The organism is Bradyrhizobium sp. Kon58 (assembly GCF_055807455.1).
In genome coordinates this window covers 110,631-123,826 of the sequence record NZ_JBVVOT010000018.1, presented here as the reverse complement: position 1 = coordinate 123,826, position 13,196 = coordinate 110,631, and the positions used below count along the sequence as shown (strand labels likewise).

The following is a 13,196-nucleotide window of genomic DNA, read 5'->3' as shown; positions in this document are numbered from 1 at the left end:
AGCCCTTGGAATTCAAGCGGGACTTCGATTTTCGACCCCGCACGGAAGTGCCGGGCTCGTTAAAATCGCGGCTTTGCTAACATAGCAGGCGCGCACGTGCAACATGACGCCAAATTAAAGGCATGACGTTCTGTCGCCAGTTCGTCGCAGTCCACGACGACGCGATGACGACCTGCCACGCCGCGGAATTGCCACAGCGCTTAAGCCCACCCTCGAGCCGACGCCGAGCCATTGGTTCCTGCCCTCAGCGCATAGCGGCCATGAACACGGATCGCTGAGGCGTGATTCCGGGCGCATCCGCTTCACTCGCCGAATACTTACCCAATTCTAAATGCGGGAAGCGATAACTTTGTTTTACAGTATTTGTAAGTAATAAAGAGGTTAATGAATCGTTAAAATCCAAGATTACGGAATATCGGCCGAATATCCCCGTCGGTAACAAGATATTACATGAAGACACAGAACGGATTTACTGCCCAATTCACGCCTCATTAGGAATCGAAACGCGGTCCCGCTCGCAAACTTACGGGGGCTCCACTTGCCACATATGTGGCAATACTAGCTTAGGGACCAATATATGCTTTGTTTGAAGACGCTGGGCTCTGTGACCCGGCCGCGTACGGCGATCGCCTTTGTTGCCGCAACTCTTCTCATCGGTGGAACTGCCACCGAAGCTTCCGCCAAATCCCGCCATCACCATCGGTATTCCCACCATCATCACCGCCACCAGGCCCAGAACGATGCCAACACGACCTCCGATTGGCGTAACGCCAACGCGTCGATGACGCCGTCGCAGGGCACCGGACGTTCCTTCTCCGGCATGGCTTCCTTTTACGGCAACGAGTCCGGCAGCAGGACCGCCTCGGGCCAGCGCTTCAACCAGAACGCCATGACCGCGGCGCACCGTTCGCTGCCGTTCGGCACCAAGCTGCGCGTCACCCATGGCGGCTCGAGCGTCATTGTCACCATCAACGACCGCGGCCCGTTCATCCGCGGCCGTGTCCTCGACCTCTCCACGGGCGCTGCCCGCGCCATCGGCCTCACCGGCGCCGGCGTCGGCCGTGTCACCGCGGAAGTCGTCTCCTAAGGCGCGCAACGCCTGAAACAAGCCCGCCGTCTTGGGGGACGGCGGGCTTTTTGTTTGTTCCTCCGCCGTCATTGCGAGGAGCGCAATGACGGGGAGAGAGCGGGGGGGCCTACAAAAAGCTCTGCGGATCGACGTCGACTTCGAGCTTTTGATTGCCCTTCGGCTTCGGGCACACGGCAAGCCAATTGCGCAGATAATCCGACAGGTCGAAGCCGCGCGCCGATTTCACCAGGATCCGGAAGCGGTAGCGGCCCTTGATGACCGCGAGCGGGGCTTCCGCCGGGCCCAGCACCACCACGCGCTCGTCGCGCGGCGCGAGCGCAACGAGGTGGCGGCCAAAGCCTTCGGCGCTCGGCCGGTCGCCGGCGGAAATGATCAGGCTCGCGAGCCGCCCGAACGGCGGATAGAGCGTGCGTTCGCGCAAATCGATCTCGCTGTCGTAGAACGCTTCGCGGTCGCAGGCGATCAGCGCCTTCATCACGGGATGATCGGGCTGGTGGGTCTGGAGATAGCCGATGCCACGGCCCTGCTCGCGCCCGGCGCGGCCGATCACCTGGTTGAGCAATTGCCAGGTGCGCTCCGAGGCGCGCGGATCGCCATTGGACAGGCCGAGATCCGCATCGACCACGCCGACCAGATTGAGCCGCGGGAAATTGTGGCCCTTGGCAACGAGCTGGGTGCCGATGATGACGTCGACGCGGCCCTCTGCGATGTCATTCAGCTCGGAGCGCATCGTCTCGATCGAGGTGATGAGATCGCTCGACAGCACCATGGTGCGCGCCTCCGGGAACAGCGCCGCCGCTTCCTCCTGTAGGCGCTCGACGCCGGGCCCGACCGCGACCAGCGATTCCTCCGCCGCGCAATGCGGGCAGGTTTGCGGCCGCGGCATCGAGAAGCCGCAATGGTGACAGACCAAGCGCTGGCGAAAGCGGTGATCGACCAGCCAGGCATCGCAGATGGTGCAGGCGAAGCGATGGCCACAGGCGCGGCACAGCGTCAACGGCGCATAGCCGCGGCGATTGAGGAACAAGAGCGCCTGCTCGCGCCGCTCGATCGCGGTCCTGATCTCGGACGCCAGCCGCGGCGAGATGAAGCGGCCGCGCGCCGGCGGCTCGCGGCGCATGTCGATGGCCTCGATATGCGGCATGTGCTGGCCGCCGAAGCGCGACGGCAGCGCGATGCGCTGATAGCGGTTCTTGCGCGCATTGACCTCGGACTCGACCGACGGCGTCGCCGACGCCAGCACGATCGGAACCTTTGCGATATGGGCGCGCACCACCGCCATGTCGCGGGCGTGATAATGCACGCCCTCGTCCTGCTTGTAGGCCTGGTCGTGCTCTTCATCGACCACGATGAGGCCGAGATTGGCGTAGGGCAGAAACAGCGCCGAGCGCGCGCCGACCACGACCGGCGCGCTGCCCTCGGAGATCGCCGCCCAATTGCGCGCGCGGGTGCGCGGCGTCAGCTCGGAATGCCATTCCAAGGGACGCACACCAAAACGCTGCGCGAAGCGATCGAGGAATTGGCCGGTGAGCGCGATCTCCGGCATCAGGATCAGCGATTGCTTTCCGCGGCGGATCGCCTCGGCCACGGCTTCGAAATAAACCTCGGTCTTGCCCGAGCCGGTGACGCCATCGAGCAGCGCGACGTGAAAGCTGCCATTGGCGGCGAGTGCGCGCATGGCATCGACCCCGGTGCGCTGGAGCGGCGAAAAATCCGGCCGGCTGAAATCCGGATCTGGGGCCGGCGGCGGCGGAGGCGGCGGCATCGGCTCGACCGTGAGCGTACCTTCGTCGACGAGGCCGTCGATCACGCCGGCCGAAACGCCGGCCTCCTTGGCGGCTTCCGACTTGCCGTGCAGCAGCCGGTCCGACAGCACCTCGATCAGGCGCTGCCGCGCCGGCGTCAGACGTTTTGGCGGATCGCCGACCAGGCGCACGCCGGCGCGCACCCGCTCGGGGCCGAGGTTTTCGCCCATCCGCAGGCACATGCGCAGCACCATGCCGCGCGGGCTCAGCGTGTAATTGGCGATCCAGTCCACGACCGCACGCAGCTCGGGCTTCAGCGGCGGGATGTCGAGCTTTTCGCTGACCTCCTTGAGGCGGTTGTGCAGGCGCGGATCCGGATTGGCGTTTTCGGCCCAGACCACGGCGAGCACCTCGCGCGGGCCGAGCGGCACGCCGATAATATCGCCCGCCTTCAGCTCCATCCCGCGCGGCACCTTGTAGGAATAGGTCTGGTCGAGCGCGACCGGCACCAGCACGTCGACCATGCGGGTCGCGTTGGCGGAGACGGCGTTGCTGCGCGACGTGTGATCCATGGAGGGGGAATCGGAACCAGGGGGCCTCAAGGCTAGCGCCCTGAGGCGGCCTTAGCGAACGATAAACGAGTGTGATGCGATATACTGAGTGGAATCACCACGTCCAGAGCGCATGAGCAAAGCGGCCGCCCCACAAATCGAGCTCGCCAGCGCCGATCCTGACATCGCGCAGGAGATGACGCGCTGGCTGTCGCATCTCGGCGCGGAGCGACGGCTGTCGCCGAAGACGCTGGAAGCCTATGCCCGCGATTTGCGGCAGTGCCTGAATTTCCTCTGCGGCCATTGGGGCGAGCGGGTGACACTGAAGCGGTTCGCCGCGCTGGAGGCCACCGATGTCAGGGCCTTCATGGCGATGCGCCGCGCCGACGATATTGCCGGCCGCTCGCTGATGCGCGCACTCGCGGGCCTGCGCTCGTTCGGCCGCTTCCTTGAGCGTGAAGGCAAGGGCAAGGTCGGGGCGCTCTCGGCGATCCGCGCGCCGAAAGTCGCCAAGAGCCTGCCAAAGCCGCTGCCGATGGCGTCGGCCAAACGTCTTGCGGATGCCGACGAACGCGCCGGCGAGGATCGCGAGACCTGGATTCTGGCGCGCGATGCCGCGGTGATGGCTCTCCTCTACGGCTCGGGCCTGCGCATCTCCGAAGCGCTGGGGCTGACGCGCCGCGAGGTGCCGCGTCCCGGCGAAGGCGACGTGCTGATCGTAACCGGCAAAGGCAACAAGACCCGCATGGTGCCGGTGCTCCAGAACGTGCTCGAACTGGTGCAAGAGTATGTCGCGATGTGCCCGTATCCGCTGCCGGCCGAGGGCCCGATCTTCGTCGGCGCACGCGGCGGACCCTTGAGCCCGCGCATCATCCAGCTCGCGATGGAGCGGCTGCGCGGCGCGCTCGGCCTGCCCGACAGCGCCACGCCGCACGCGCTCCGGCATTCTTTCGCCACGCATTTGTTGTCACGCGGCGGCGATCTGCGCGCGATCCAGGAATTGCTGGGCCATGCCTCGCTCTCGACCACGCAGATCTATACCGGCATCGATGCCGAGCGGCTGCTGGAAGTCTATGCCAGCGCACATCCGCGTCGCTAGCGGCTCAGTTGGCGAGATACTCGATATCGTAAACGTAGTTCGAGCCGCGCCCGACCTCGACGCGGACCATCGGCCTGAACGTCTCCAGCCGCTCGTACAGCGGCGCGGTGACCTTCACCGGTTGGCCCGCGATGCGAACGAGATAGTCCGCCTTGCGACGGTTACCTGACCTCCACGCATGATCGACACGGCCTTCGATCACAAGGCGGGACGTCAGGTGATCGAGAAACAGCATTCGTCCGGCATACCATGCAAGACCGCTGCCGAGCAGCACGATCAGGATCATCGAGGCGAACGCCTTCGCCTTGTCGCGCCATGAGCCGTACAGCGGAGGTTGTCGCAGCTGCGAGCCGACGATAATCACGCCCAGAACAACGAGGCCGATATGGACGTCGTTGACTGCGATGATCGAGCTCTTGTCATAAAACCGCAACAGGCCGATGTAGATCAGGCCAAGCGCGAGAACAATCTTGCCGACGAACGGAAAGGCCGCGGTGTTGCGGGCCTTCAGTAGCGCAAACGCGGAGGCGAGGATGGAAGGCCAGACGCAGGCTGCGATGAATTCCGCTGTGGTCATGGGACAGGACTAGATCAGCCCGGAAGCGAAACCCTTAATTGCAACGGCCATCGCGGCTTGCCACTTGCGCCCGTCGCGCAGTTCGGTCAATCGTTGGTAAACAGGCAGGAGGGATTTATGAGTGCACATGAAAGCATGGAGCATGCCGAGCACGCCGAACACGCGTCCGGCTCGAACAAGAAGATCGCGCTCCTGATCGCCGTCCTGGCGCTTTTCCTGGCGATCTCGGAGACGCTCGGCAAGGGCGCGCAGACCGAATCGATCAGCAAGAACGTCGAGGCCTCCAACCTCTGGGCGTTCTTCCAGGCCAAGAGCATCCGCCGCACCGTGGTGCAGACCATGGCCGACCAGGGCAAGCTCATCCTCGGCGCGGCGAGCGACGAGGCCAACAAGGTGGCCGTGCAGAAGCAGATCGAGGACTGGCAGAAGGCCGCGCAGCGCTATCGCTCCGAGCCGGAGACCGGCGAAGGCACCGAGCAGCTGGCCGAAAAGGCCAAGCACGCCGAGCATGAACGAGACGAGGCGACCGCGAAATATCATCATTTCGAGCTGGCGTCCGCCGCCTTCCAGATCGGCATCGTTCTCGCCTCGGCCACCATCATCACCGGTATGCTGCCGCTCGCCTGGATCGCGGGCCTGCTGTCGCTCGCCGGACTTGGGATGACCGTGCTCGGCGCATGGTCGCCGCATCTGCTGCATCTGCATTGAGGCTTGTAGCCCGCATGGAGCGAAGCGGAATGCGGGGACACTTTCCCGGATTGCGCTGCGCTCCATCCGGGCTACGGACCACGTCTATTGTTACCGCGCTTCGTGCACGCTCTTGCGAAAGCGCTGGATCAGGCGGAGCGTGCGGGAGGACCAGCCTTCGCCGTTGCCGGCGATCAGCTCCCGAATGCGTCGCTTGACCGGATCGACCAGCTCGGCGGCCTTGGCACGCAGCTTCAGCACCAGATCATAGAGCCGCTCGAACCAAGCCATCTCCATCAGCTTGTCGCGCGTCACGTCGAAGACGAAGGCGGTGACGCCGACGCCGAGCAGTTTTGCGAACACGATGGTGAAGACCGCGCTGGTCCAGTATTCGTGCGTGAGCAGCCACAGGCCGACCAGCTTGAGCGGAAACAGCGGGACGATCGGCACAGCGAACACGATCAGCGTCATCGCCGGCGACAGCGCATCGACGCGGTCCGACAGCCATTGCTTGAACCGCGCGAGCGGGACAATTGCGACAACCCGCGCGACGATCGGCTCGAGATGGTCCCACAGCCAGGCTTCGATCAGGAAGATGATCGCAAGCAGGACCCAGAGCGGTTGAAGCAGGCGGCGTAGCATGTGTTTCCCGCCCGATTCGGCGCTGGGCGCGACCTACATATGGATGGCCCGCTTGCCGACTGCAAGCGCGGCCTCCTTGACGGCCTCCGAGCGCGTCGGGTGGGCGTGGCAGGTGCGCGCGAGATCCTCCGCACTGCCGCCGAATTCCATGAGAACGCACGCCTCATGGATCATTTCGCCGGCTTCACGGCCGATAATGTGCACGCCGAGCACGCGATCGGTCTTCGCATCTGCGAGAATCTTCACAAAGCCGTCAGTGGTCTGATTGACCTTGGAGCGGCCGTTGGCGGTAAACGGAAACTTTCCGACCGTATAAGCCACACCCGCCTGCTTCAGCTCCTCCTCGGTCTTGCCGACGGAGGATACTTCCGGCGTGGTATACACGACGCCTGGGATAACATCGTAGTTCACGTGGCCGGCCTGCCCCGCGATGATCTCGGCAACTGCGACGCCTTCATCCTCGGCCTTGTGCGCGAGCATCGGGCCCGCGACGACGTCGCCGATGGCATAGACGCCCTTCACGCTGGTGGCGAAATGCGGATCGATCTGCACCCGGCCGCGATTGTCGAGCGCAACGCCGGCTTCCTTCAGGCCGAGCCCCTCCGTGTACGGCACACGACCGATGCTGACGAGAACGACGTCGGCTTCCAGCGTCTCGGCAGCGCCGCCGGCGGCGGGCTCGATCGTCGCCTTCAGCGTCTTGCCGGAGGTGTCCACGCCGGTGACCTTGGCACCGAGCTTGAAGGCAAAGCCCTGCTTCTCCAGGATGCGCTGGAATTGCTTGGCGATCTCGCCGTCCATGCCGGGCAGGATGCGGTCGAGGAATTCGACGACGACCACTTCGGCGCCGAGGCGGTGCCAGACCGAGCCGAGCTCGAGGCCGATCACGCCTGCGCCGACGATCAAGAGCTTGCCGGGGACCTTGTCCAACGACAGCGCGCCGGTCGACGACACGATGCGCGTTTCGTCAATCTCGATGCCCTTAAGACGTGCGATGTCCGAGCCCGTGGCGATCACGATGCTCTTGGTCTCGATAATTTGCGACTTGCCGTCGGCGGAGACTTCGACCTTGCCGGTGCCGAGAATCTTGCCGGCGCCCTTGAGCACGTCGATCTTGTTCTTCTTCATCAGGAACTCGACGCCCTTGACGTTGCCGTCGATGCCCTGCTGCTTGAAGTTCATCATCGCAGGCAAATCGAGCTTCGGCGCGGAGACGCTGACGCCCATCTTGGCGAAGGAATGCCCGGCCTCCTCGAACATTTCGGAGGCGTGCAGCAGCGCCTTCGACGGCATGCAGCCGACATTGAGGCAGGTACCGCCGAGCGTTGCGTTCTTTTCCACCACGGCGACTTTCATGCCGAGCTGCGCTGCACGTACCGCGCAGACATAACCGCCCGGTCCGGTGCCGATGACGACGAGATCGTATGCCATGAGAGAAAGTCCCGTAAGTTTAGCGTTGAGGGATGTGTCAGCGTCCGCGCAGCGCGTCAGCGTCCGCCGGACACATCGAGAATGGCTGAGGTGACGTAGGAGGCATCGTCCGACATCAGCCAGACGATGGCATTGGCGACTTCATCGGCAGTACCGACGCGCTTCATCGGCACCATATGGGCCAGACGATGGGCGCGGTCGGGCTCACCGCCGGCAGCGTGGATTTCGGTGTCGATCAGGCCGGGCCGGATGCCCGCGACGCGAATGCCCTCGCCGGCAACCTCATAGCCGAGGCCGACGGTGAAGGAATCGATCGCGCCCTTGGACGCGGCATAATCGACATAGGTGTTCGGCGCGCCGAGCTTGGCGGCAACCGATGACAGATTGACGATGACGCCGCCCTGGCCCCCATGCTTGGTCGACATCCGCTTCACCGCTTCGCGCGCGCAGAGAATGGAGCCGGTGACGTTGACCGCCATCACGCGCTGGATGCGCTCGGCCGACATCTCGTCGACGCGCACGCCGCTGGTCCCGACAATACCGCCATTGTTGACGAGCGCGCCGAGCGTGCCGAACGCGTCCGCGGCCTTGAACAGCGCAAGGATGTCGCTTTCCTCGGTGACATCGCATTTCACCGCGATGGCCTTGCCGTTGCTGGCCGCGATCTCTGCGACGACCTCGTCGGCAGCCGTCTTGTTGCTTGCATAGCCGACCACGACACGGAAGCCGCGCGCGGCCGCAGCAATCGCAGTCGCGCGGCCAATGCCGCGGCTGCCACCGGTGATGACAACGACTTTATCGGTCACGCGTGCCTCCATGGTTCGACACGCGCCGTCGCGAAAGGCGACGGCGCTCGCAGAGCATCAGGGATCAGAGATCGAGCACCAGGCGCGCGGGATCTTCCAGGCTTTCCTTGACGCGAACCAGGAAGGTGACGGCTTCCTTGCCGTCGATGACGCGGTGATCGTAGGACAGCGCCAGATACATCATCGGGCGGACCTCGATCTTGCCGCCGACGACCATCGGCCGCTCCTGGATCTTGTGCATGCCGAGGATGCCGGACTGCGGCGCGTTCAGGATCGGGGTCGACATCAGCGAGCCGTAGATGCCGCCGTTGGTGATGGTGAAGGTGCCGCCCTGCATCTCGTCGATCTTGAGCTGGCCGTCACGGGCGCGGCGACCGAAATCGGCAATGCCCTTCTCGATGTCGGCGATCGACTTGTTGTCGCAGTCGCGCACCACGGGCACGACGAGGCCCTTGTCGGTGCCGACGGCGACGCCGATGTGATAGTAGTTCTTGTAGATCAGATCGGTGCCGTCGATCTCGGCGTTGACGGCCGGGATGTCCTTTAGCCCCTGCACGACGGCCTTGGTGAAGAAGCCCATGAAGCCGAGCTTCGAGCCATGCTTCTTCTCGAACGCATCCTTGTAGTGGGCGCGCAACGCCATGACGTTGGTCATGTCGACCTCGTTGAAGGTCGTGAGCATCGCGGCGGTGTTCTGCACGTCCTTGAGCCGGCGCGCGATGGTCTGGCGCAGCCGGGTCATCTTGACGCGCTCTTCGCGGGCGGCGTCATCGGCCGGCGAGGGTGCGCGGACCTGAACCGCTGCGGCAGGCTGGTTGACCGGGGTCGGCGCCGAGGCCGCACGCTCGATCGCGGCGAGCATGTCGCCCTTGGTGACGCGGCCGTCCTTGCCGGAGCCGGGAACGGTCGAGGCATCGATGCCGGTCTCGGCCGAGAGCTTGCGCACGGAGGGGGCGAGCGGCGCATCGGCCGGCGGTGCCTTCACCGCAGCGGGAGCAGCCGCAGCGGCGGCAGCAGGAGCGGCAGCCGCGGGCTTTGCGGGCGCAGCGGCAGCCGGCTTGGCGGCGCCGGCGGCGCCTTCGGTAATCTGGCCAAGCAGCGCACCGACCGCAACGGTCGTGCCATCTGCGGCGATGATCTCGCTTAGCGTGCCCGCGGACGGCGCCGGGACCTCAATGGTGACCTTGTCGGTCTCGAGCTCCACCAAGGGCTCGTCAACGGCGACAGCATCGCCCGCCTTCTTGAACCAGCGGCCGATGGTGGCCTCGGTGACGGATTCGCCGAGGGTCGGCACACGAATTTCAGTCATGGTCTTTTCCTTAAGGAGATCGCCAACGCAGTCATGAATTTCACAGGTGTCATGCCCCGCGAAGGCGGGGCATCCAGTACTCCGCGGCGTTCGTGGTCATCACGGCCGTCACGGCTTACTGGATCGCCCGCCCCAGTGCGCAATTGCGCACAAGGCGGGCGATGACAGCGTCCTAAAAAACTTCTCAGCTCAATGCTTCGTCCAGGAACGCCTTCAACTGGGCCTGATGCTTCGACATCAGACCCGTCGCGGTCGCGGCGGAGGCGGCGCGGCCGACATAACGCGGACGCCGGCTCACACCGTTCACCTGGTTCAGCACCCATTCCAGATAGGGCTCGATGAAGTGCCAGGCACCCATGTTGCGGGGCTCTTCCTGGCACCACACCACTTCGGCCTTCTTGAAGCGCGACAGCTCGGCCACCAGCGCCTTCAGCGGCACCGGATAGAGCTGCTCGATGCGCATCAGGTAGATGTCGTCCATGCCGCGCTTCTCGCGCTCCTCGTAAAGGTCGTAATAGACCTTGCCCGAGCAGAGCACGATGCGGCGGATCTTCTCGTCGGGAACGAGCTTGATCGCTTCGCTCGGCAGCATCTGGGCGTCGTCATAGAGGATGCGGTGGAAGGTGGTTCCCTTCGCGAGCTCCTCGAGACGCGACACCGCCCGCTTGTGACGCAGCAGCGACTTCGGCGTCATCACGATCAGCGGCTTGCGTATCTCACGGTGGAGCTGCCGGCGCAGCACATGGAAATAGTTCGCCGGCGTGGTCGGATAGACCACCTGCATGTTGTCTTCCGCGCACATCTGGAGATAACGCTCCAGACGCGCCGAGGAGTGCTCCGGTCCCTGGCCTTCATAGCCATGCGGCAGAAGGCAGACGAGGCCGGACATGCGCAGCCATTTGCGCTCACCCGAGGAGATGAACTGGTCGAACACGACCTGCGCGCCGTTGGCGAAGTCGCCGAACTGCGCTTCCCACAGGGTCAACGTGTTCGGCTCGGCGAGCGAGTACCCGTATTCGAAGCCGAGCACGGCTTCTTCCGACAGCAGCGAGTTGATGACCTCGTAATGGCCCTGCTCGTGACCGAGATGGTTGAACGGCGTGTAGCGGCTCTCGTCTTCCTGGTCGATCAGGACCGAGTGGCGCTGCGAGAAGGTGCCGCGCTCCGAATCCTGTCCGGACAGGCGGACATGGTGGTTCTCGTTGAGCAGCGTGCAGAACGCCAGCGCCTCGCCGGTCGCCCAGTCGATGCCCGCGCCGCCGTCGATCGCCTTGGCGCGGTTTTCGAGGAAGCGCTGGATGGTGCGGTGGACGCGGAAACCATCCGGCACCTTGGTGATCTTGCGACCGATGTCCTTCAGTGCGGTGATGTCGACGCCGGTGACGCCACGCCGCGCGTCTTCTTCCTGATCGGCGATCTTGAAGCCGGCCCATTTGCCGTCGAGCCAGTCGGCCTTGTTGGGCTTGTAGCCGGAGCCGGCCTCGAGCTCGGCATCGAGCCGCGCGCGCCAGTCCGCCTTGGCTTTCTCGACCTCGCCCTCGGTCAGCACGCCTTCGCTGATGAGACGGCGGGCGTAGAGCTCGAGCGTCGACGGATGGGCCGCGATCTTCTTGTACATCACCGGCTGGGTGAAAGCCGGCTCGTCGCCCTCGTTGTGGCCATGCCTGCGGTAGCAGAACATGTCGATGACGACGGGCTTGTGGAATTTCTGCCGGAACTCGGTCGCGACCTTGGCCGCGAACACGACGGCTTCCGGATCGTCGCCGTTGACGTGGAAGATCGGCGCGTCGATCATCTTCGCCACGTCGGACGGGTACGGCGACGAACGCGAATAACGCGGATAGGTGGTGAAGCCGATCTGGTTGTTGACGATGAAGTGCACGGAGCCGCCGGTGCGGTAGCCCTTCAGGTCCGACAGGCCGAAGCATTCCGCGACCACGCCCTGGCCGGCGAACGCAGCGTCGCCATGCATCAGGAGCGGCATCACCGAGATGCGCATATCCGGCGGATCGCCGTGCTGGTCCTGCTTGGCCCGGACTTTTCCGAGCACGACGGGATCGACAATCTCGAGATGCGAGGGGTTGGCGGTCAGCGACAGATGGATGCGGTTGCCGTCGAACTCGCGGTCCGAGGACGCGCCGAGATGATATTTGACGTCGCCCGAGCCTTCGACCGCATCAGGATTGGCCGAACCGCCCTTGAACTCGTGGAACAGTGCGCGGTGCGGCTTGCCCATCACCTGGGTCAGCACGTTGAGCCGGCCGCGATGCGGCATGCCCAGCACGACCTCCTTCACGCCGAGATTGCCGCCGCGCTTGATGATCTGCTCGAGCGCGGGGATCAGCGATTCAGCACCGTCCAGGCCGAAGCGCTTGGTGCCGGTGAATTTGGTGTCGCAGAATTTCTCGAAGCCTTCGGCTTCGACCAGCTTCATCAGGATGGCGCGGCGGCCTTCGCGGGTGAACGAGATTTCCTTGTCCGGCCCCTCGATCCGCTCCTGAATCCACGCCTTCTGTGCGGCGTTGGTGATGTGCATGAACTCGACGCCGAGCGTCTGGCAGTAAGTGCGCTCGCAGATCGCGGTGATTTCGCGCAGGCTGGCGTATTCGAGACCGAGCACATGGTCGAGGAAGATCTTGCGGCCGAAATCGGCTTCGCTGAAACCGTAGGTCCGCGGGTCGAGCTCTTCGCGATTGCGCTGGGCTTCGATGCCGAGCGGATCGAGCTTGGCGTGGAAGTGACCACGCATGCGATAGGACCGGATCAGCATCAGAGCCCGGACCGAGTCGCGGGTGGCCTGGAGCAGGTCGGCGGAGGAAAGGCCGCCGGCCTTGTCGCCAGCCTTGGCCTGCGCCTTGGCGGCGATCTTGGCGCCGACCGTCTTCTCGACTTCCGCCCAATTGCCGTCGAGCGCGGAGGTCAGATCGTCCTGCGGGGTCAGCGGCCAGTTGGCGCGCTCCCAGGACGGGCCTTGGGCGTTCTTGCTGATGTCGCCCGGCTGGTCGTTGAGGCTCTTGAAGAAGTCCTGCCACTCGGCATCGACCGAGGACGGGTCCCTCTCGTAGCGGGCGTAGATTTCGTCGATGTAGGTGGCGTTGGTGCCCTGCAAAAAGGAGGAGAGGGCAAAGGCTGCGTTCGCGTCTTGGCGAGACATACTTGAGTTCCTGGCGATTTCGGTTCGCGCATAACAAACGGCGCTGGCGCTGGGCTCCCCGGCAGAGGACCAGCGCGACAGGCACCATTTACCCTATTTGCTGCG

General features: G+C 64.4%; 10 protein-coding genes. 3 read left to right on the top strand and 7 right to left on the bottom strand.

Annotation, left to right across the window (positions count from 1 at the left end):
* The first annotated feature begins 577 nt into the window (after window positions 1-577).
* Window positions 578-1,087 carry a septal ring lytic transglycosylase RlpA family protein gene (locus tag AC0L20_RS26195; RefSeq protein ID WP_456766779.1) on the top strand — a complete coding sequence of 170 codons (510 nt, stop codon included), beginning with the start codon at window positions 578-580 and terminating at the stop codon, window positions 1,085-1,087.
* Window positions 1,088-1,196: 109 nt separating this feature from the next.
* On the opposite strand, the gene AC0L20_RS26190 is transcribed toward AC0L20_RS26195, so the two are convergent.
* Window positions 1,197-3,407, bottom strand: coding sequence for a primosomal protein N' (locus tag AC0L20_RS26190; protein ID WP_473293626.1), 2,211 nt, complete (start codon window positions 3,405-3,407; stop codon window positions 1,197-1,199).
* Between the two features lie 112 nt (window positions 3,408-3,519).
* On the opposite strand from AC0L20_RS26190, the gene AC0L20_RS26185 reads away from it, so the two are divergent.
* Window positions 3,520-4,485 carry a tyrosine recombinase XerC gene (locus AC0L20_RS26185; protein ID WP_473293625.1) on the top strand — a complete coding sequence of 322 codons (966 nt, stop codon included), beginning with the start codon at window positions 3,520-3,522 and terminating at the stop codon, window positions 4,483-4,485.
* Between the two features lie 4 nt (window positions 4,486-4,489).
* On the opposite strand, the gene AC0L20_RS26180 is transcribed toward AC0L20_RS26185, so the two are convergent.
* Window positions 4,490-5,062, bottom strand: coding sequence for a hypothetical protein (locus tag AC0L20_RS26180; protein ID WP_473293624.1), 573 nt, complete (start codon window positions 5,060-5,062; stop codon window positions 4,490-4,492).
* A 117-nt stretch (window positions 5,063-5,179) separates the two neighbouring features.
* Between AC0L20_RS26180 and AC0L20_RS26175 the strand changes: the two genes are divergently transcribed.
* Window positions 5,180-5,770 carry a DUF4337 domain-containing protein gene (locus AC0L20_RS26175; RefSeq protein WP_473293623.1) on the top strand — a complete coding sequence of 197 codons (591 nt, stop codon included), beginning with the start codon at window positions 5,180-5,182 and terminating at the stop codon, window positions 5,768-5,770.
* 90 nt (window positions 5,771-5,860) lie between these two features.
* Here the strand turns inward: AC0L20_RS26175 and AC0L20_RS26170 are convergent, their stop codons facing one another.
* The 5 genes from AC0L20_RS26170 to AC0L20_RS26150 all read right to left on the bottom strand — a co-directional run bounded on the left by AC0L20_RS26170 (window position 5,861) and on the right by AC0L20_RS26150 (window position 13,091).
* Window positions 5,861-6,391, bottom strand: coding sequence for a hypothetical protein (locus AC0L20_RS26170; RefSeq protein ID WP_473293622.1), 531 nt, complete (start codon window positions 6,389-6,391; stop codon window positions 5,861-5,863).
* A 33-nt stretch (window positions 6,392-6,424) separates the two neighbouring features.
* Window positions 6,425-7,822: a dihydrolipoyl dehydrogenase gene (lpdA, locus tag AC0L20_RS26165; protein ID WP_473293621.1), complete on the bottom strand. Its 1,398-nt coding sequence runs from the start codon at window positions 7,820-7,822 to the stop codon at window positions 6,425-6,427.
* A gap of 56 nt (window positions 7,823-7,878) precedes the next feature.
* On the bottom strand, window positions 7,879-8,640 hold the full coding sequence (locus tag AC0L20_RS26160) for an SDR family oxidoreductase (protein WP_473293620.1): 762 nt from the start codon (window positions 8,638-8,640) through the stop codon (window positions 7,879-7,881).
* Between the two features lie 52 nt (window positions 8,641-8,692).
* Window positions 8,693-9,937, bottom strand: a complete 1,245-nt coding sequence (gene odhB / locus AC0L20_RS26155; protein WP_473293619.1) for a 2-oxoglutarate dehydrogenase complex dihydrolipoyllysine-residue succinyltransferase — start codon at window positions 9,935-9,937, stop codon at window positions 8,693-8,695.
* A 184-nt stretch (window positions 9,938-10,121) separates the two neighbouring features.
* A complete protein-coding gene (locus tag AC0L20_RS26150) occupies window positions 10,122-13,091 on the bottom strand; it encodes a 2-oxoglutarate dehydrogenase E1 component (RefSeq protein ID WP_473293618.1) in 2,970 nt (989 codons plus the stop codon).
* Between the last annotated feature and the right edge of the window lie 105 nt (window positions 13,092-13,196).

Excerpts from the sequence above, each read along its gene's own strand:
- AC0L20_RS26150 (WP_473293618.1), bottom strand. The coding sequence starts at position 13,091 with ATGTCTCGCCAAGACGCGAACGCAGCCTTTGCCCTCTCCTCCTTTTTG.
- AC0L20_RS26185 (WP_473293625.1), top strand. The coding sequence starts at position 3,520 with ATGAGCAAAGCGGCCGCCCCACAAATCGAGCTCGCCAGCGCCGATCCT.
- AC0L20_RS26170 (WP_473293622.1), bottom strand. The coding sequence starts at position 6,391 with ATGCTACGCCGCCTGCTTCAACCGCTCTGGGTCCTGCTTGCGATCATC.
- AC0L20_RS26190 (WP_473293626.1), bottom strand. The coding sequence starts at position 3,407 with ATGGATCACACGTCGCGCAGCAACGCCGTCTCCGCCAACGCGACCCGC.
- odhB (WP_473293619.1), bottom strand. The coding sequence starts at position 9,937 with ATGACTGAAATTCGTGTGCCGACCCTCGGCGAATCCGTCACCGAGGCC.
- AC0L20_RS26195 (WP_456766779.1), top strand. The coding sequence starts at position 578 with ATGCTTTGTTTGAAGACGCTGGGCTCTGTGACCCGGCCGCGTACGGCG.
- lpdA (WP_473293621.1), bottom strand. The coding sequence starts at position 7,822 with ATGGCATACGATCTCGTCGTCATCGGCACCGGACCGGGCGGTTATGTC.
- AC0L20_RS26175 (WP_473293623.1), top strand. The coding sequence starts at position 5,180 with ATGAGTGCACATGAAAGCATGGAGCATGCCGAGCACGCCGAACACGCG.
- AC0L20_RS26160 (WP_473293620.1), bottom strand. The coding sequence starts at position 8,640 with ATGGAGGCACGCGTGACCGATAAAGTCGTTGTCATCACCGGTGGCAGC.
- AC0L20_RS26180 (WP_473293624.1), bottom strand. The coding sequence starts at position 5,062 with ATGACCACAGCGGAATTCATCGCAGCCTGCGTCTGGCCTTCCATCCTC.